The organism is Robertmurraya korlensis, assembly GCF_023715225.1.
In the GTDB taxonomy this organism is placed as follows: Bacteria; Bacillota; Bacilli; order Bacillales; family Cytobacillaceae; genus Robertmurraya_A.
Map to the genome: position 1 here is coordinate 47,284 of NZ_JAMBNS010000009.1, position 19,395 is coordinate 66,678.

Sequence of the window (19,395 nt, forward strand, 5' to 3'; positions counted from 1 at the left end):
ATAGCGAAAAACTTGCTCTTATTATATCACACTACTAATTATTAAAAAAGTTGGCTATTATGGTAATTATTTTTGAGAAAATTTCTTCATGAACTCAGCTAGCTTTTCAACATTTTCAAGGGGAACAGCGTTATAAATGGATGCACGGCAACCGCCGACTGAACGGTGACCATTTAAACCAACAAAGCCTTCTTCTTTTGCCTGTTGAAGGAAAGCTTTCGTTGCTTCTTCGCTTTGTAAAGTGAAAGTCACATTCATTTTTGAACGGCTATTTGGTGTGGCATGCCCGTTATAAAAACCTTCACTTTCATCAATGGCATCGTATAGAAGCTTGGCTTTTTGATCGTTTATCTTTTCAATTGCTGTAACACCGCCTTGATTTTCAACCCAATCAAGTACAAGCTTTAATAAATAAATAGCGATTGTAGGTGGCGTGTTATATAAGGAATTGTTCTCTGCGTAAGTTTTGTAATTAAGCATAGTTGGTAACGCATCTGTAGAGCGTTCTAACAAGCTTTTCTTCATAATTACAACAGTAACTCCAGAAGGTCCTAGATTTTTCTGTGCTCCAGCATAAATCAAATCAAATTGTTCAACTTGTATATTTTTGCTTAAAATATCACTCGACATATCTGCAATTAAAGGAACTGGTGAATCCGGGAAGCTTTGCCATTGCGTACCGAAAATCGTGTTGTTACTAGTAATATGAAGGTAGGCAGTTTCAGGTGAAAGATCCGAAAGAGTAAACTCTGGAATCATTTTGTAATTGCTATCTTTACTCGAAGCGAGAATGCTTGTTTGTCCAACTTTCTTAGCCTCTTTTAACGCTTTTTCAGACCAAGCTCCAGAGAGGATGTAGGAAGCTGTTTGACCTTCCTGAAGTAAGTTCATCGGAACCATAGAAAACTGAGTGCTAGCACCACCTTGTAAGAAAAGGACTTCATAATCATCAGGAATGTTCATCAGCTTTCTAAGCTTCGAGATGGCTCCATCGTGAACCTCCTCATAGGGCTTACTTCTATGGCTTAACTCCATTACCGACATGCCGGTACCGTTAAAATTAAGCAAATGCTTTTGGGCTTCAATTAGAACCTCCGCCGGAAGAGCAGCTGGTCCTGCATTAAAATTTAGTGCACGATTCATACAATACATACCTCCATTTAGATGTTTACGATTTAAAGCAGCAAAGAAAAAAAGATATATTTATCCTAACAGAAAATCGTACTATGTAAAGATGAGAATTTGAACATTATGAAAATTTTAAAAAAGAATAGAAAAAAGACTGTCCTTAAAGAACAGTCTTACAATTCACTGCTGATAGAATCCGCGATTTTACGAAGATCCTCTGGGGAGTAGTTGCTTTGATTTGACTTCCAAACTGCTCCAAATCCATCTCCTTCACCGTATCGAGGAATTAGATGCATATGAAAGTGGAACACGGATTGTCCAGCTTTTTCACCATTATTATTCACAAGATTTAGGCCAACTGGCTGATACGCATCTTTAATGGCATTAGCAATCTTCGGTGCCACTTTGAATAATTCGCTGGAAATTTCGGGAGTCAATTCGTATAGGTTTTCCTTATGTACCTTTGGAATGATTAATGTATGTCCCTTTGTTACTTGACTAATATCTAAAAATGCTACCACGTGGTCATTTTCAAATACTTTCGCTGCCGGAATATCTCCATTTACAATTTTGCAAAAAATACAATCGCTCATTATTTGTCCCTCCTATTCATATATATGTATATTTTACCATATTATTTAAACAAATAAGAGGGCAGGATTCACAAGGAATCCCGCCCGTTCTTGAAGGGGAAAGCTTTTTAAGCGTTCTATAGCAATAAATTCTCTTTGATAAACACCTCATTTAAAAATGATTTGTCTATAGAGATTTCGATCCTTTGTTCAAGCGAACCATCCCCTTATCTTTATATGTTTTACAACTTATAAAGCATAGCAGACTGGTCTTTTGCGAACACCTCATTTATAAAAATGTGGTTAGATCAACGCATATAGGAACGTTAAACGTATCGTGATTGATTATTATCGCCCACTGACACCTCATTTCGATGATTGAACATCTACTGTTGTTCCCCTTCGAATATTATCATGCCCGCTTTAAGAGCTTCTATACAAAAAGAAATGATTTTTTTTAAAAATGCCTATTTCTATTTTTTAGGATGACATTTTGTTAAAATGGTGCTAACAACTAATGGAGGAAGATAAATGACACTTTTGCAGCTTTCAAATATAACCGGCGGATATACTAGAAACCCTGTTTTAAAAGACATTTCTTTTGATGTGAAAGCGAATGAAATTGTTGGTCTAATTGGACTAAACGGGGCAGGCAAAAGCACAACCATTAAACATATTATTGGCTTGATGGAGCCACAAACAGGTGAAATTACGATTAATGGAAAAGCCATACATACAAACAAAGAGGAGTATAGACGAGAATTTACGTTTGTACCAGAAACACCCATTCTTTATGATGAGTTAACATTAGAAGAGCATTTACGGTTAACAGCTATGGCATATGGTTTAGATGAAAAGACCTTTCAGGAGAGGAAAGAAATTCTGTTGAAGGAATTTCGAATGAGTAAGAGGCTAAAATGGTTTCCTGCCCATTTTTCAAAAGGAATGAAACAAAAGGTAATGATTATGTGTGCATTTTTGGTTCAGCCTTCACTTTATATTGTGGATGAGCCTTTTGTAGGGCTCGATCCACTGGGAATTCAATCTTTGTTAGATCTCATGAAGAAGATGAAGGAAAGCGGAGCAGGGATATTAATGTCTACCCACATACTCGCAACGGCGGAAAGATATTGTGATCGGTTTGTTATTCTGCATGAAGGTAAAGTTCGTGCGAAGGGGACGTTAGGAGAATTAAGGGAGCAATTTTCTATGCCGGATGCTACACTTGATGATCTCTATATTCAACTCACAAAGGAAGAAGACTATGTTTGATGCACATAAGCTGTGGAGGGAGCGACTCGGAACAGCAAGTAAAGAAATTGGTCGTTATTCTCGATATATTTTTAATGGTCACATCGTCATTGTTCTTGTTTTTTTATTAGGAACGGCTGCTTTCTACTATCAAGAATGGGTAAAAACATTATCAAGCGATTTTCCCGTTGCTCTGTTAATGGCAATCATATTATCCCTTGTGGTTACAATTAGCCCCATTTTTACTTTTGTAGTTGATCCTGATAAAGTGTTTCTTCTTGCCCTAGAAGAAAGACTGGAATCATATTTTAATCGCAGCATTCTTTTGAGTTTTTTTATTGGGTTGTATTTGTTAGTACTTTTCCTCGGTGTCCTAATGCCGATATACGCTCAAGTAACTGGAAGTGGTTTTCATCATTTCCTTCCGTTTCTTGTCGTACTAGCTGGGCTAAAACTGTTAAATCTGTATATTAGATGGAGAGTACAGTATTATGTGGAGGAGTCCACTCAAAGATTAGATACGGTCATTCGATTTGTCGTAAATGGCGTATTTTTATATCTTTTGTTTAATCAAGCAGCAATTTGGTTAATTGGGGTTGTCGCTTTTTTATTACTTCTTCTTTTCTTTACGTATTATATTCAAACAAAGAAAAAGGGATTAAAATGGGAGCGTCTTATTCAGTTGGAAGAAAGAAGAATGATGTCATTTTATCGCTTAGCCAATTTGTTTACAGATGTTCCAAAATTAAAGGATGAGGTAAAGAGACGCAGATGGCTGGATTGGATTACCTCGAGTTTACCATATCAACAGAATGCTACATTTTTACATTTATTTCTACAAACCTTTATCAGAGGTGGAGATTATCTAGGCCTGTGGATACGTCTAACCGTTATTGGGGGACTTGTCCTATATTTTGTCACTTTTGGATATGGACAAATACTTTTCGTTGTATTGTTTCTTTACTTAACAGGTTTTCAATTGCTTCCTTTATGGAATCACCATCAAAATAAGCTATGGATACAATTATATCCAGTAAAAGAAATAACGAAAAAAATATCATTCCAGAAGCTGCTTTTTGTCGTATTAAGCATTCAATCCCTTTTACTATCCATACCAATCTTCTTAAAGGGTGACTTGATTATCAGTGCTCTTGCATTGTTCGCAGGGGTGGCATTTAGTTATTTGTTCGTATATCAGTATAGTCATAAAAAGCTGACGTAATTTTTACAAAGCTGGATACACTATGACTACCCAGAAAAGAAAGGGGAGTCATGATGGAAAATACGAGTCAATTTGTTGATAAACTGGCAGAAGATAAAAAAAAGGAACTAAAAAATAAGAAGCGTGGAAACAATCACCCAGAAAAAAGGCTACCGAATAAACAACATTAAGTGGAAGAAGGCGATAGCCTTCTTCTTTTTTTTGAAACAAATGTCTTTTTTACACGTATAAAAGAAAGGAGGGGGAATTAATTTTGATGAATGAGTATGAATTAAAAATTTATAATGAAATCATTTTATGGAAACGAAAATTATTAAAAAAATCACCTTTCCTTCAGCGAGTATCTAAAAAAGCACAAGGGAAAATAAATGAGTTGATTCCAGCAAAGGCCCATCAAATGATTACAGATAGTATTAAACAAATGGTTAAAGCTCTTTTAGTAGGCTCTTATGTCACTACAAAAAAAGAGAATAGGGCTGGTTCATCTTTAATGGAAAAAGATAAAATGGCCGCTGAAAAACTTTCTTTTTATCGTAAAACAGCTACATTAGAAGGGGCGGGAACAGGAGCGGGAGGGATATTTTTAGGTTTAGCTGATTTTCCACTACTACTATCCATTAAAATGAAGTACTTAAGTGAAACGGCTACGATATACGGTTTTAATCCTGAAAAGCTTGAGGAACGAATATTTATTTTACATGTGTTCTCACTAGCTTTCTCAAGTGATGAAAAAAGACTGGAAACATTTGATGTCATTGAAAATTGGGAAGAAAGAAAACAAAATTATGAAGATATGGACTGGCAATCTTTCCAACAAGAGTACCGAGATCATATTGACTTTATAAAAATGCTTCAGCTAGTACCTGGAATTGGAGCTGTCGTAGGGGCGTATGCGAACTATAATCTTCTAGACTCCTTAGGAGAAGTGGCAATGAACTGTTATCGACTTCGCTTACTTAAAACGGCCCCCACTGCCTGAATAGTAGGGCATTTTTTTATGTTTGAGATAATAAGGATTGATCAAAAGTGAGGAGGATTTGAACAATAAAGACAAAGAGAAGGGTGAGTCAGTCCGAATAGGGGGTTGATTTGGACAGCAAAGGCAAGGAGAAGAGGGAGTCAGTCCGAAACAGGGGTTCATTCAGACGGGAATAGGTTCAAAATGCTTTTCGATGTCTTAAACACAGGCTACTTTAGAAGGAAAAAGCTTGGAGTTTATCTCCAAGCTTTATTTATAGTTAATGGCAGCTGACAAGAGCGTTTTAGCAGCAACGAGTAGGGCTTGTTCATCAATGTCGAATTTCGGGTGATGATGTGGGTAAGCTACCTCGACACCAACAGGCTTCGCTCCAGTAAAGAAGAAGGTTCCTTTCACATGTTGTAAATAATAAGCGAAATCTTCTCCACCCATTTGCAACTCTGCTTCTTCCACTGCTTTAATGTCTTCTATATCATTTGCTAGTTGAACAAGATACTCCGTTTCTTCTTTATGGTTAACAACAGCAGGATATCCTTTTATATACTCATAGGAATACGAGCAGTCGGAGGCAATGCAAGTACCTTTCACAATGCGCTCGATTTCGTCAGCAATAAAATCACGAAGGTCTTCGTTAAATGTACGGACGGTACCGATTAATTTTGCTTTATCCGCAATTACGTTGAAGGCATTGTCTGCGACAAAGGATCCAACCGTTACAACCGCGGACTCTACTGGGCTGACACGTCTGCTAACGATTTGTTGTAAATTGGATACGAGCTGGGCACCAACAACAATGGAATCCTTTGTTTTATGTGGCTGTGCTCCGTGTCCTCCTTTACCTTGGATGGTTATCACAAATCGATCTGCTGCTGCCATAATAGGACCTGTTCGGTATTGAATTTTCCCTGTGGGCTCGCTTGCCCACAAATGCGTTCCAAAGATAACATCTACTCCTTCTAGACAACCTGCTTCAATCATGGATGCTGCTCCTCCAGGAGCATACTCTTCTGCATGTTGATGAATCATTATATATGTACCGTGAAGTTCATCTTTCAATTCATGAAGCACTTTAGCTAGGACAAGTAGGGAGGCAGTATGACCATCGTGCCCACAAGCATGCATAACACCTGGAACCGTTGATTTGTACGGAACATCCTTTTCATCTTGAATAGGAAGTGCATCAAAGTCTGCGCGCAAGGCAATTGTTTTTCCAGGATAGTTTCCTTGTATCGTTGCAACTACCCCATTGCCACCGACACCTCTTTGAACTTCCACACCGAGTTTTTCATAATATGATGCGATAAAGTTAGCTGTGTTCACTTCCTGAAAAGAAAGCTCTGGATGCTGATGCAAGTATCTTCGAATTTCAACCATTTCAGGATAATAATCTTCTAGCTTTGTAAACAGTGTCGTAAGCAAATTAATCCCCACTCCTTTTACTAATTTCAGATAATTATAACATCTTTTTCACTAAAAAATGGTTCTTTGATATGAAAAAACGAAAGACTACCTAAAGGGTAGTCTTTCGTTTGTTAAATAGTTAAGAACTTTACGCAAACTGCATAGGGAACAGTAATGTCAGATTGCAGGAGACTTAATTTTCCTGACTCCTTGTCTCTAGCAAAAAGAACAAGATTGCCTGACTCTTGATTAGATGCAACAATATATGATTCTGTCGGATCTAGTGCAAAGTCACGTGGCCAATCACCTTCTGTAGGTGTATGTTCTAAAAATGAAAGGGAACCATTTTCGTCTGCAACAAAGCTTGCAATACTATTATGTCCGCGATTTCCAGCGTACACAAAACGCCCATCGGAGCTGATGTGAATCGCGCTTCCTTGATTGTTTTCGGTAAAATCTGAAGGAAGTGTTGAAATCGCTTGAATTTGATTGAAGCTACCGTTAGTTGAATCGTATTGAAGAACGAGTACTTCTCCACTAAATTCTGTCATCACATAAGCGAGTGGTTTTGTTGGATGAAAGACAATATGTCTTGGGCCACTTCCAGGTTTCACAGAAAGTTCATAAACTGGCGATAATTGATCTTCTTTTAGTTCATATGTAAAGATCTTATCAATTCCAAGCTCAACTGCCACTACGTATTTTCCATCAGGAGTGAGGCCAGAGTAGTGTGTATGAGCCTTTTCCTGTCTAGGATCTGGACCGCTTCCTGTGTGCGCAACGCTTGAAGAAGCAGGTTGGATCTCACCCGTCTCTGGGTTTACCTTATGCACTTCAACTGTTCCTTTATGGTAGTTCGCGGTATACAATGCGGTATTGCTTGGGTTTATTTCTAAGTGACAAGGAGGAGAACCAGCCGACCCCTGATCATTTATTTTTTGAAGCTTTCCCGTATCTTCTTCAATGGAAAAAGAGGTTACTCCACCAAGATCCCCGTTTTTTGAAACGGAATAAAGAAATTTGTTATCTCCTGTAATAGAAACATAGGTAGGGTTTTCTATTTTACCTGCAAGTTCAACCTCTTCTATTTTTCCAGCTTTTGTGTCTAATACAAAGCGATAAATCCCTTCACTATCACCTTTTGTGTACGTTCCCACATATCCAATTACTTTATCAGCGCTACTCAAGGCATTCCCTCCAATAAATTAATATACAATGTTATCCTATTCTTACAATCATTGAAAATCAAGAAGGAAGTCTTATTTTAATTATCAACTTGACAAGAAATAGAGAGAAATGTTAACTTTTCAGAAAAGTCCGTAGAACGAAACAAAACATATTTTAGAAAGAAATAGATTCTAGGGGAGTAGGTTCGAAATGATTATTTCTCGTCTCACGATGATACTCGGAGAACTAATGGGAGCGAAGGTGCCTATTACGAGCGAGTATTTAGCAAGTGTTATTAAAGTAACATCAAGAACCATTCGTAATGATATGAAAGACCTTCAGGCAATCCTTGAAAAGAACGGTGCAGATATTAAATCAGTAAGAGGAACAGGATATGAACTAGTTATAAATAACAATCAACAGTTCATTACCTTTATAAATGAAGTGTTTCAAGATACGGCTGAAACGAGCGTTGGAAGACCGGATTCACCTGAAGAACGGATAAGGTATATTATTACGAGGCTACTTCTAACAAATAAATTTGTAAAGCTTGATCATTTAGCGGATGAAATATTTGTTAGTCGCTCTACGATTTTAAATGATGTAAAGGATATTAAGAAAATCCTCTCACGGTATGGATTAAGTCTAGAAAAGAAACCGAATTATGGTTTAAGGATCAAAGGTGATGAAGTCAAGGTCCGCTTTTGTATGTCCGATTATATTTTTAATAAAAAAAGGGACGAACTTGATATTGTGAATGAACAACTGAATATCCTAACCAAGGAAGAAATTCTAGTCATTCGAAACGTGATTTTAGCGCTTATTAGAGAGCATCATATTACCCTTTCTGATGTGGGATTAAATAATTTGATTATCCATGTAGCGATAGCTTGTAAGCGTATCCGTGAAGGGAATCATGTGTTATTGTATTCAGATGAGTTAAATGAAATCATTGGTCAAAAAGAATTTTCCGTTGCGGAAAAAATTGTGAAGAATCTAAGCGAAAGCCTCATGGTTGATTTTCCGGAAAATGAGATCGCCTATATAGCCATTCATCTGTTAGGTACGAAAATGATTGAAAAATCACCTGGTGAGCAAGTGGAGAGAGTAATCGATAAAAAAATTGCTCAGTTAGTATCTGACATTCTTGCAAAAATAGATGAAAAGCTGTCTTTAGGAATTAGCGAAGATAAGGAACTCTTAGAACAAATGTGTCTTCATATTAAGCCAGCAATCAATCGTTACCGTTATGGAATGAATTTAAGAAATCCAATGATTAATGAAATCAAGGCCAATTATCCAGTAGCATTTCAAGCAGGTCTCATTGCTGGTAAAGAGTTGAAAAAGCAACTTAGCATTGATATAGACGAGAATGAAATTGGATACCTAGCCCTCCATATTGGAGTAGCCATTGAACGGAAGCAAATCCACCACGGTCCGAAAAGATGCTTAATTGTTTGTGCATCAGGAGTAGGTAGTGCGAGATTGCTTTACTATAAGCTTCAGTCAACCTTTGGTCCAAAGCTTGATATTGTCGACACAACCGAATTTTATAAGCTTCAGCAAATGGATTTACATGATATTGATTTTATTATTAGTACAGTACCTATTCAGCAGAAACTGACTATTCCTGTCATCCATGTGAATACATTTTTAGGGGATCAAGATTTAATTAAAATTAGGTCGGCTGTGTCAGAGCAAACGACAACCCTCGAGTATACGAGGGAAGAACTAGTTTTCTTGCAGCAAGCCCTTCTCTCGAAAGATGAAGTATTATCTTACATGTTTTCGAATTTGAAAGAAATGGGTTTGATAGATGATGTTTTCATTGAATCAGTGAAGGAGAGGGAATCACTTTCTTCCACCTCCTTTGGAAATTTTGTTGCGATCCCACATCCATTAAATCCATTAACAGACGAGACTTTTTGGTCGATTTGTACCTTACAAAAGCCCATAGAGTGGGGCGATAAACAGGTACAATTTGTTTGTTTGCTTAGTGTCGAAAAGGATAGTAGCGGAGATTTACAAAGAATGTACGATATGCTCGGTAAAGTAATCGATGATCGTGAGTTGGTACAACAATTAATAAAGGCAAAGTCGTATCATGAATTTAAAGACACCTTCTTAAAGCTGTAGATGCTGGTGTCTTTGCTTTTAAAAATGGAATTTGTTTGATTACTTTATGTGTTGTAAAGGAGGAATTTTGATGAATATTTTATTATGCTGTGCAGCAGGCATGTCAACAAGCCTACTAGTAAGAAAAATGAATCAAATTTCAATCGACCAAGGTGAAAACAATAAGATCTGGGCAGTACCCGGGGATGTTGTTTATAAACATATCAAAGACGCAGACGTGATCCTATTAGGTCCACAAGTTCGCCATTTACTTCCTGAACTAAAAAAGCTTGGAGAAGAAAAAGGTATTCCAGTAGATGTAATTAACACGGTTCATTATGGAACTTGTAATGGTGTTGAAGTTTTAGAATATGCAAAACTATTAAAAAATAAGTAAAGCAAAAAACAGGTAGATATACTCCCTGTTTTTTTTCTGTCAAAAAAGAATTCATATCCATTTCCTTTGAGAAACGGAAAAATGATAGATGTAAGTGAAAACGTTTTACATTTACAATAAAGACATCAAGAAGAGACAACAAAGCAAAACAATAAAGTAAGATTTCTTGTTATCTGTTAATCTTTCACTTAAAGCTCTGAACTGTTAAGAGAGTCAATTGAAAATATTAGGAGGAAATATGATGAACATTCTATTATGCTGTGCGGCAGGTATGTCAACAAGTTTACTAGTAACAAAAATGGAAGCGGCTGCAAAGGAACAAGGCCTTGAGTCAAAAATTTGGGCAGTAAGTGCAGACCAAGTAAAGGCAAATATCGATCAAGCAGATGTGTTGCTTCTTGGACCACAAGTGCGTTACTTATTACCTCAAATGCAACAACTAGGAAACGAAAAGAATGTCCCAGTTGATTCTATTAACCCTATCCACTATGGAATGTGTAATGGTGCCGAAGTGTTAAAAACAGCAGTATCACTGAAAAAATAATTATCTCTGTTTAGAGAAGGGAATGAAACGTGATGAATAAGTTTTTAGGTTTCCTTGAATCAAAGTTTATGCCTTTTGCTGGTAAATTAGCGGCACAAAGACATTTAGGTGCTTTAAAAGATGGAATTATTCTAGCGATGCCAATGATTATTATCGGTTCTGTATTCCTAATCTTAGGGTTCCTACCAATTCCGGGTTATGCCGATTTCATGGCAAGCGTGTTCGGAGATCAATGGTTAGCAAAACTAATGTACCCAACTGATGCAACGTTTAACATGATGGGTCTTATCGCTGCATTCGGTATTGCGTATCGTCTAGCAGAGAGGTATGGCATTGACGCCATTACAGCAGGGGTTATCTCACTGTGTGCGTTCTTACTAGCTACACCATTCAATGTACCATTTACTCCAGACGGAGCAACAGAAGCAATTGCAGTTGGAGGAGCTATTCCAGTCGCATTAATGGGAAGTAAAGGACTTTTCGTAGCCATCTTAATCGCTTTATTCTCAACAGAAGTGTATAACCTTATTCTTAAGAAAAATATCGTTATTAAAATGCCAGATAGCGTACCACCGGCAGTAAGTAAATCGTTTGTAGCACTTGTTCCTGGTTTTATCGTTATTACTACGATCTTCCTTATTCGCTTAGTGATTGAATACTTTGGAATTAACAGTATTCATGACGTGGTTCAATTAGTACTTGGTAAACCACTTGGATTATTAGGTGGAAGCTTAATCGGATCTATTTTTGCCTATATGCTTATTATGATGCTTTGGTCAGCAGGTCTTCACGGAACAAATATCGTTGGTGGTGTTCTAAACCCAGTTTGGTTAATGGCTACAGAAGAAAACCAAATTGCATTCCGTGCAGGTGAGGAATTACCTAATATTTTCACAGCACAATTCTTTGAAATATTCATCAATATCGGTGGTACAGGTGCCACATTTGGTCTAGCGTTACTCATGCTTTTCTGGGCACGAAGCCAACAAATGAAGGCGCTTGGTAAATTAGCGGCTGGTCCTGGAACATTCATGATCAATGAACCAATCATTTTCGGTACGCCAATTGTAATGAACCCATTACTAATCGTACCATTCTTCTTAACACCAATCGTACTTATCATTGTAACGTATTACTCAATGAAATTAGGTTTAGTTGCTAAGCCAGCAGGTATCGCGATTCCATGGACAACGCCGCCAATTATTGGTGGATACCTAGCAACTGGAGGGAAAATTTCAGGAGCAATCATGCAGGCTGTGAACATCGTCATCGCATTTACGATCTACTTCCCGTTCTTCAGAATGTGGGATAAGATGAAGCAACAAGAAGAAGGCGGAGTAAATACATCAAAAGTAAGCTAATTAACGTTTTAAAAAATAGCAAAAGTATTCTCACATGAGATTATGTGAGAATGCTTTTTATACGGGGGGACTTACAATGGCAACAATGGAAGAAACAGTATTTCAGATTATTTTACATGGTGGAAATGGAAAAAGCTCTTCGATGGAAGCGATCGCAGCAGCGAAGCGTGGAGATTTTACGGAAGCAAGAGCTAAGCTTCAAGAGGCAGCAGATGCATTAAACGAAGCACACCATGTTCAAACATCATTGATTCAGGGCGAAATTAGAGGAGAAAAGGTAGAAATTTCTCTATTAATGGTGCATGCGCAAGATCACTTAATGAATGCAATTACACTAAAGGATTTAGCAACTGAATTTGTCGATTTGTACGAAACAATTAAGTTAGAGAAAGTTTCCAGCTAATAATTTGTTTCAGTAATTTCTTGGGGAAGAAGCATAATAACAAAGAATTGGTTCTGGTGTGATAGCATCAGAACCATATTCATTACTTTGCAATTAAGGGAAAAAGTGAAGGAGAGATAATAATGATACATAAGCAATTAAAGCCGTTTCCAGAAAAATTCCTTTGGGGGGCAGCTTCTGCAGCTTATCAAGTAGAAGGTGCATGGAATGAGGATGGAAAAGGACCTTCTAACTGGGATTTATTCGTTCGCATACCAGGAAAAACATTTAAAGGGACAACTGGTGATGTAGCAGTCGATCATTACCATCGATATAAAGAAGATGTGCAGTTAATGGCAGAGATGGGAATGAAGGCATATCGCTTTTCTGTAGCCTGGACAAGAATTCTTCCACAAGGAAAAGGGGAAGTTAATGAGAAAGGTCTACAGTTTTACGATAATCTGATTAATGAGCTCGTAAAGCATAATATTGAACCTGTTCTTACACTATATCATTGGGATCTTCCACAAGCGTTACAAGATGAATATGGTGGTTGGGAATCGAGAAAGATTATAGAGGACTTCACTAATTACAGTACCATTTTATTCAAGCGGTTTGGAGACCGAGTTAAGTATTGGGTCAGTTTAAATGAGCAAAATATTTTTACGATGCTTGGATATCAGTGGGCAGCTCATCCACCAGGAGTAAAGGATGATAAGCTCTTTTATCAAGTAAATCACCATGCAAATTTAGCGAATGCAAGTGTCATTAAAGAATTCCGTAAATTTGTTCCGGATGGAAAAATCGGTCCTAGCTTTGCTTACTCACCTGCCTATGCTGCCACATCCAAGCCAACAGATATAATAGCCGCCGAAAATGCAGAGGAATTTACGAGCCATTGGTGGATGGACGTATACGCGTGGGGGAAATATCCGGAGGCAACTTGGAGCTATCTAGAAAAGAACGGATTGGCTCCACAGGTAGAAGAAGGCGATTTTGAATTATTAAAAGCTGGAAAACCTGATTTCATGGGTGTAAACTATTACCAAACAACCACATACGAAGAAAACCCGCTTGATGGAGTAACTGAAGGTCATTTTAATACATCAGGGAAAAAAGGAACAACGAAGGACAGAGGAATTCCTGGTGTATTTAAAACGGTCAAGAATGACAATTTAGAAAGAACAAACTGGGACTGGAATATAGATCCTGTTGGGCTTCGAATTGGACTTCGCCGCATACAAAGCAGATACGGCCTGCCAATCTTAATCAGTGAAAACGGGTTAGGCGAGTATGATAAGCTTGAAGAAAATGATGTGGTAAACGATGATTATCGTATTGATTATATTCGAACACATCTTGTAGCCATTCAGGAAGCGATTTCGGACGGTGTTGAGATGCTTGGATATTGCGTGTGGTCATTTACCGATCTTTTAAGCTGGTTGAATGGATTCCAAAAACGTTACGGATTCGTTTATGTGAATCAACATGAAGAAGGTGAAAATGACCTTCGTCGGATCAAGAAGAAAAGCTTTGAATGGTACAAATCCGTAATCGAGTCAAACGGTGAGAAACTATAAGCATATTTGGAGGTTTTAATTATGGCAAAGAAAACTTTTACAGTTATTGATGAAACAGGGATTCATGCAAGACCAGCGACACTTCTTGTAAGTACGGCAAGTAAATTCAACTCAGATGTGAAACTAGCTTACAAGGAAAAGGAAGTTAACCTCAAGTCTATTATGGGTGTAATGTCTTTAGGAATTCCTAAAGGTGCATCAATTACAATTACAACTGAGGGTGCAGATGAAGAGGAAGCGTTAAAAGGTCTTACTGATGTATTAGCTAAAGAAGGACTTGCTGAATAAAATCGAGAAACCCCATTCAACTTTTGGATGGGGTTTCTAATTGGGAGAGAAGATACATGTCCAAAAAAATGGTCTTTTTTGATATTGATGGAACATTATATAATGAAGAAAAAAAATTACCACAATCAGCAAAGGAAGCTATTCAGCAGTTAAAGAATCAAGGTCATGAAGTAGCTATTGCGACAGGGAGATCTCCATTTAATATCACTGAGATTCTTAAAGAGTTAGAAATAGATAATTATGTAAGCTTTAATGGTCAGTATGTTGTATTAAATGGAGAAGTGATATACAAAAATCCAATCAACCTCTCCGTTTTAGAAGAGCTTACAAATTATTCATCTAACAATCAACACCCAATCGTGTATCTAGATCACGAGGATATGAAAGGAAATGTAGAATCACATACCAAGTTAGAAGAAGCTGTGGGTTCTTTAAATGTGAGTGGGAAGGTTGGATATGATCCTCTTTACCATCGAGATCGTGAAATATTTCAATCCTTTTTAATCTATACAGATGAAGATCAAGTGGATTATAAATCAGCCTTTCCTCAATTAGATTTTATCCGCTGGCATGAATATGCGGTTGATGTATTACCTGCTGGAGGATCAAAAGCGGTAGGAATTCAAGCAGCTATGAATCATTTTGGCATTTCACCTGAGCATGTGTATGCTTTTGGAGATGGATTAAATGATATTGAGATGCTTACCTTTGTTAAGAATAGCGTAGCAATGGGAAATGCACACGAAAAGGCGAAAAGCGCTGCTAAATTCGTAACTAAGCATGTGGATGAAGATGGAATTGCCTACGGATTAGAATTGGTCGGGCTGTTGAAGTAAAAAAACATCGTCAGAAAGAATCTGACGATGTTTTTTCTATATTAAAAAGATGGCTACAATCGTGGTAACAACAAGGCCAATACAAACAGGAAGTAAGTTTCGTCGGGCTAATTCAAACGGATCGACATTACAAATGGCTGCAGCTGGAATCAGAGCCCAAGGAACTAATGTTCCACCCCCAACCCATATGGCTGAAATTTGGCCGAGGGCCGTTAATGTAGCAGCACCTGTACCAATTCCCTCTGCAAACAGGTTGGCAACAGAACCAGCTAGTGAAATGCCTGAAAAACCTGACCCATCTAGTCCAGTAATAGCTCCGACTGTTGTAAGAGTTACCGCAGCAATCTCATTGCTTAACGGAACAATCCCAGCTAAGGAGACACTAAGGTCATTGACAATTCCTTGTGATGTTTGTGGTAAATATTCACCAATGATGACCGAAAAGCCAGCATCGCCAAGATAGAAGAAGGCGGCAATCGGTATAACAGGTCCAAAAACCTTAAACCCAAATTGAAATCCTTCTATTAAATAGCTCGTTGTTTTTTCCAATCCTTTGTTTTTATGTCCAACGATTGTGATTAGTATGAGGATAACAATCGATGTTCCACCAACTAATGCCGTTGCGTCCCCACCCTGTAAATCGAGTAAAAACATAGCGACAACATCTAGTAAAAACAAAACGGGGATTAGCAGCGAGAAAAATCTCTTCTGTCTAAGAGATAATAAGTTTTTCTCTGTATGATCATCCGAAGATTTCGATTGAATATATGAAGTTGTGGTTAGCTTCCCAAGTTTCATATCTCTCTTTAAAAAGAAGAAAGCTGTTATGGTGGTAACAACACCCATGACGATGACAAGAGGTACACTAGCACTAATGACCTCACTAACTGGTAATCCTGCCGCATCGGCAGTTAATTTGGGTGCAGCCTGAATAATAAAATCACCTGATAGCGCAATTCCGTGACCAAATAAGTTCATAGCCATGGCCACCCCTAAGGCAGGAAGACCAACTCGGATTGCGACAGGAAGTAATACGGCACCTAAGAGTGCAACGGCAGGAGATGGCCAAAAAAACCAAGAAATAACCATCATCAAAATACCGATGGTCCAGTATGCGAGTGCTGGTGTACGTATAATTTTTGCAAAAGGAGAAATCATCACATCATTAATACCGGTTGTAGTTAAACTTCTACTCATAGCTACGATAATGGAAATGACTAGAATAGTTGGAAGGAGCTCAGTAATAGCATATATAAAACTAGAAAATATATCACTAATAGAAGCGCTAAGTGAACCGGTAGCGGTAATCGCTATTAAAAAAATTCCCGTTATACATACCAGTGAGGTATCTCTTCTCATGACCATAAAACCTATAATTAAAATGATAAAGGAAAGGTAAATCCAATGTAATGCTGTTAACTCAATACCCATCGAACAAACTCCTTTCTCCTATATTAGGGAACCTGCCTATTTAGGCTTTTGCCCTAATATGGTTGGTTGCTACAGAATATGTTAAATGGGCAAAGATGTGAGAGTGAAAAAGAAAATCTTTCCGTCTCTAGACGGAGAGAAAGAGCACCTAGAGTTTGGTTCAGGTTATCAAAAGAAGAGATAAAATGAAGGAGAATATAGAAAATTATCGAATTATTAAGCTATTGATTGAAAGTAGGCGAATGAGTTGAGATATCAAACGATAAACCAAGTACTGTTTGCGTTCGTGCTCTTACTTGTAGGGGGGGGACTCCTCCTTGTTAATATAGGTGTCATTTCCTTGGAAATAACAGAGTTATTTGTCGTTTCTTATCCATTTCTGCTATTTATCATTGCGACGATTCTCTGTGTGAAAGCCTTAGTTGAAAAGAGAAATTTGTTCCTTTCTTTATTTTTATTTCTTTTTTCTTCTATATTAATATTTGATCGATTTGGAAAATTAGAATTTGGATTTTGGGAATTTTGGAAGCTTTGGCCATATATGATTATTTATATTGCGATTAGCTTGCTGACTAGAAGAAATAAAATTAAGTTTCATTTTCATGAGGATATGCCTAAAGATGCGTTTAAAACGAATGATGAAAAAGGGAAGGAAAAGAGAAAAAGAGCTAGAGGTTTTTCGATTGGTGATGTTAGTTTTAAACAAGCCAATTGGTCAGTAGAACCAATGGAGCTCTATAACACAATTGGAGACTATTTCATTGATTTTAGCCAAGCATATATACCAGAAAAAGAAACGCCGATTATCGTTCAAGGATGGATTGGTGATGTCAAGATGATCATCCCAGAAGATGTCCCTGTTTTTGTCCAATCTTATATAAAGGTAGGAGATATTCGTATATTTGATAAGGAAACCGATGCAATCAATCGTGGGTTAACCTATCAAACTCCTGGTTACGAGGAAGCTGTTCGAAAGTTAAAGATATCGATTGAGTTGAAAATTGGATCCGTACGTATTGATAAGGTATAGGTGAAGCTTATGAAGAAGAGAGTCGGTATTCGTTTCTGGTTTTTACAAAGTTTTATTATGATGGCATTTATTAGTTCTCTTTGTTTCTTTCTAGGTTTACAAATCTATTTATTTAATGTGCAATCATCTAGCTTATCGATCGTGACAACCTTTTGGCTAACCCTCTATATTTTCGTAATTCTTTTGCTTATTGGGGGATATTTTGGCATTAAAGGTAGTTATTTAATAAAGGGGAGATTATCAGATATCTACTTATTTATTTCTACGCTAAGAAGTGGGAAGTTTTCTGAGAGAATACCAGAATTTGAGAAGGATGAAATTGGTCTTATTACAGAGGAATTAAATCATTTGGCTGAATACATACAGGAACAAGTCTATTCCACGAGAAGATTGGCTGATGAAAAGACTGCACTGGCACAGACCGCACATGCAGCTGCGGTCATGGAAGAGCGACAACGATTGGCAAGAGATCTTCATGATGTGGTTAGTCAGCAGCTGTTTGCGCTCAGTATGATTAGCTCAGCTACGATCCGGACTTTTGACAATAACCCGTTAAAAGCGAAGGAACAATTAGAACAGATATCGGAAATTGCGGTTAAAGCACAAGGGGAAATGAGGGCATTATTACTTCATCTTCGACCCGTTCAGTTAAAAGATAATAGTCTATGTGATGGCGTAATCAAGTTAATTCAAGAACTGAAAGGGAAAACTGGCATTGAATTTCAAGCAAGCATTGATGAGCTTGATTGTGTTTCAAAAGCAACGGAACAGCATTTGTTTCGAATTATTCAAGAAGCACTGTCCAATATTTTAAAACATGCAGAAGCTACAAAAATAACCATTACATTAACAGAAAAGGAATCGTATATTTATTTGTTTATAGGGGATAACGGAAAAGGCTTCGACCCAGAGGTGGTTCGAATGACATCCTATGGAATGAAAACAATGAGAGAACGATGTGAAGAGATCGGTGGTATTTTTACGATTCGCTCCAAAAAGAAGGAAGGCACATATATTGATATTAGAATACCTGTGACGGGGAGGGGTCTGTATGATTAGACTAGCTGTCGTAGATGACCATGAAGTTGTAAGAAAAGGAATTATCTCATATTTACAGACAGAACCAGATATCGAGATTGTAGGAGAAGCCAGCTGTGGAAAAGATGCAGTGAGACTAGTTGCAGACAAAAAACCGGATGTTGTTCTAATGGACTTACTTATGGAAGATGGCACAGGAATTGATGCAACCAAGGAAATTTTATCCTTTAATCCGAATTGTAAAATTATTATCATTACTAGCTTTTATGATGATGAACAAGTGTTTCCCGCAATTGAGGCTGGGGTATTTAGCTATATGCTAAAAACAGCAAGTGCTGATGAAATCGTTCAAGCGATTAGGAAAGCTGCCCGAGGCGAATCAGTGATCGAACCGAAAGTAGCCAATCGCATGATGAATCGTTTGAGAGTAAAAGAAAAGAAACTCCATGATGAGCTAACAGATAGAGAAATGGAAGTATTAATATGTATCGGTGATGGAAAAACGAATCAGGAAATTAGCAATGAGCTATACATCGGTGTGAAGACGGTGAAAACTCATGTGAGCAATATTTTGAGTAAATTACAAGTGTCTGATCGAACTCAGGCGGCAGTCTATGCCAATCGAAATGGATTAATAAAGTTAAAAGAGGGCCGGGATGGATAGGATTCCCGG

The 19,395-nt window shown here is 37.6% G+C and carries 20 protein-coding genes; 15 read left to right on the forward strand and 5 right to left on the reverse strand.

Translation table 11 applies throughout. The annotated features are described in order from the left end of the window. Nucleotides 1–66: 66 nt before the first annotated feature. On the reverse strand, nt 67–1,143 hold the full coding sequence (gene serC, locus M3175_RS16245) for a 3-phosphoserine/phosphohydroxythreonine transaminase (protein WP_251521104.1): 1,077 nt from the start codon (nt 1,141–1,143) through the stop codon (nt 67–69). A 158-nt stretch (nt 1,144–1,301) separates the two neighbouring features. Further along, nucleotides 1,302–1,721, reverse strand: coding sequence for an HIT family protein (locus M3175_RS16250; RefSeq protein WP_251521107.1), 420 nt, complete (start codon nt 1,719–1,721; stop codon nt 1,302–1,304). Between the two features lie 510 nt (nt 1,722–2,231). Between M3175_RS16250 and M3175_RS16255 the strand changes: the two genes are divergently transcribed. The 4 genes from M3175_RS16255 to M3175_RS16270 all read left to right on the forward strand — a co-directional run bounded on the left by M3175_RS16255 (nt 2,232) and on the right by M3175_RS16270 (nt 5,152). Then, a complete protein-coding gene (locus M3175_RS16255; protein ID WP_251521110.1) occupies nt 2,232–2,972 on the forward strand; it encodes an ABC transporter ATP-binding protein in 741 nt (246 codons plus the stop codon). Next, complete coding sequence (locus M3175_RS16260; protein WP_251521112.1) at nt 2,965–4,173, forward strand: ABC transporter permease; 1,209 nt, start codon at nt 2,965–2,967, stop codon at nt 4,171–4,173. Before M3175_RS16255 ends, M3175_RS16260 begins: the two co-directional genes overlap by 8 nt. A gap of 53 nt (nt 4,174–4,226) precedes the next feature. Beyond that, nucleotides 4,227–4,343 (forward strand): DUF4023 family protein, encoded by a 117-nt coding sequence (locus tag M3175_RS16265; protein ID WP_160548213.1) that lies wholly within the window; start codon nt 4,227–4,229, stop codon nt 4,341–4,343. An 86-nt stretch (nt 4,344–4,429) separates the two neighbouring features. Next, a complete protein-coding gene (locus tag M3175_RS16270; protein ID WP_251521560.1) occupies nt 4,430–5,152 on the forward strand; it encodes an EcsC family protein in 723 nt (240 codons plus the stop codon). Between the two features lie 249 nt (nt 5,153–5,401). Here the strand turns inward: M3175_RS16270 and M3175_RS16275 are convergent, their stop codons facing one another. Together M3175_RS16275 and M3175_RS16280 are read right to left on the reverse strand one after the other, a co-directional pair. Beyond that, nucleotides 5,402–6,571: a M20 family metallopeptidase gene (locus tag M3175_RS16275; protein WP_285852315.1), complete on the reverse strand. Its 1,170-nt coding sequence runs from the start codon at nt 6,569–6,571 to the stop codon at nt 5,402–5,404. Between the two features lie 113 nt (nt 6,572–6,684). Further along, nucleotides 6,685–7,740, reverse strand: a complete 1,056-nt coding sequence (locus tag M3175_RS16280; RefSeq protein WP_251521115.1) for a lactonase family protein — start codon at nt 7,738–7,740, stop codon at nt 6,685–6,687. 190 nt (nt 7,741–7,930) lie between these two features. Here M3175_RS16280 and M3175_RS16285 point away from each other — a divergent pair, with 190 nt between their 5' ends. The 8 genes from M3175_RS16285 (at nt 7,931) to M3175_RS16320 (ending at nt 15,223) form a co-directional block, all read left to right on the forward strand. After that, complete coding sequence (locus tag M3175_RS16285; protein ID WP_251521118.1) at nt 7,931–9,856, forward strand: BglG family transcription antiterminator; 1,926 nt, start codon at nt 7,931–7,933, stop codon at nt 9,854–9,856. A 70-nt stretch (nt 9,857–9,926) separates the two neighbouring features. Then, the gene (locus M3175_RS16290) at nt 9,927–10,232 is read left to right on the forward strand and encodes a PTS sugar transporter subunit IIB (RefSeq protein WP_251521121.1); all 306 of its coding nucleotides are present in this window, start codon (nt 9,927–9,929) and stop codon (nt 10,230–10,232) included. A 241-nt stretch (nt 10,233–10,473) separates the two neighbouring features. Beyond that, nucleotides 10,474–10,776, forward strand: coding sequence for a PTS sugar transporter subunit IIB (locus tag M3175_RS16295; RefSeq protein WP_251521123.1), 303 nt, complete (start codon nt 10,474–10,476; stop codon nt 10,774–10,776). A 32-nt stretch (nt 10,777–10,808) separates the two neighbouring features. Beyond that, nucleotides 10,809–12,137 carry a PTS cellobiose transporter subunit IIC gene (celB, locus tag M3175_RS16300; protein WP_251521127.1) on the forward strand — a complete coding sequence of 443 codons (1,329 nt, stop codon included), beginning with the start codon at nt 10,809–10,811 and terminating at the stop codon, nt 12,135–12,137. Nucleotides 12,138–12,213: 76 nt separating this feature from the next. After that, the gene (locus tag M3175_RS16305; RefSeq protein WP_066054491.1) at nt 12,214–12,540 is read left to right on the forward strand and encodes a PTS lactose/cellobiose transporter subunit IIA; all 327 of its coding nucleotides are present in this window, start codon (nt 12,214–12,216) and stop codon (nt 12,538–12,540) included. Nucleotides 12,541–12,662: 122 nt separating this feature from the next. Beyond that, entirely contained in the window at nt 12,663–14,099 is a 1,437-nt protein-coding gene (locus M3175_RS16310; protein WP_251521130.1) for a glycoside hydrolase family 1 protein, read from the forward strand. 21 nt (nt 14,100–14,120) lie between these two features. After that, on the forward strand, nt 14,121–14,387 hold the full coding sequence (locus M3175_RS16315) for a phosphocarrier protein HPr (RefSeq protein WP_119707141.1): 267 nt from the start codon (nt 14,121–14,123) through the stop codon (nt 14,385–14,387). Nucleotides 14,388–14,443: 56 nt separating this feature from the next. Next, on the forward strand, nt 14,444–15,223 hold the full coding sequence (locus M3175_RS16320; RefSeq protein ID WP_251521136.1) for a Cof-type HAD-IIB family hydrolase: 780 nt from the start codon (nt 14,444–14,446) through the stop codon (nt 15,221–15,223). Between the two features lie 36 nt (nt 15,224–15,259). Here M3175_RS16320 and M3175_RS16325 read toward each other — a convergent pair whose 3' ends face one another. Next, on the reverse strand, nt 15,260–16,654 hold the full coding sequence (locus M3175_RS16325; protein WP_251521139.1) for a hypothetical protein: 1,395 nt from the start codon (nt 16,652–16,654) through the stop codon (nt 15,260–15,262). Between the two features lie 286 nt (nt 16,655–16,940). Between M3175_RS16325 and liaF the strand changes: the two genes are divergently transcribed. From liaF to M3175_RS16340, 3 genes are read left to right on the forward strand one after another with little or no spacing between them, the layout of a single operon-like run. Continuing rightward, nucleotides 16,941–17,684: a cell wall-active antibiotics response protein LiaF gene (gene liaF / locus M3175_RS16330; RefSeq protein WP_371321705.1), complete on the forward strand. Its 744-nt coding sequence runs from the start codon at nt 16,941–16,943 to the stop codon at nt 17,682–17,684. Between the two features lie 9 nt (nt 17,685–17,693). Further along, nucleotides 17,694–18,743, forward strand: coding sequence for a sensor histidine kinase (locus tag M3175_RS16335; protein WP_251521145.1), 1,050 nt, complete (start codon nt 17,694–17,696; stop codon nt 18,741–18,743). Then, nucleotides 18,736–19,386, forward strand: coding sequence for a response regulator transcription factor (locus M3175_RS16340; RefSeq protein WP_251521148.1), 651 nt, complete (start codon nt 18,736–18,738; stop codon nt 19,384–19,386). The genes M3175_RS16335 and M3175_RS16340 overlap by 8 nt, the downstream gene beginning before the upstream one ends. Nucleotides 19,387–19,395 lie beyond the last annotated feature (9 nt).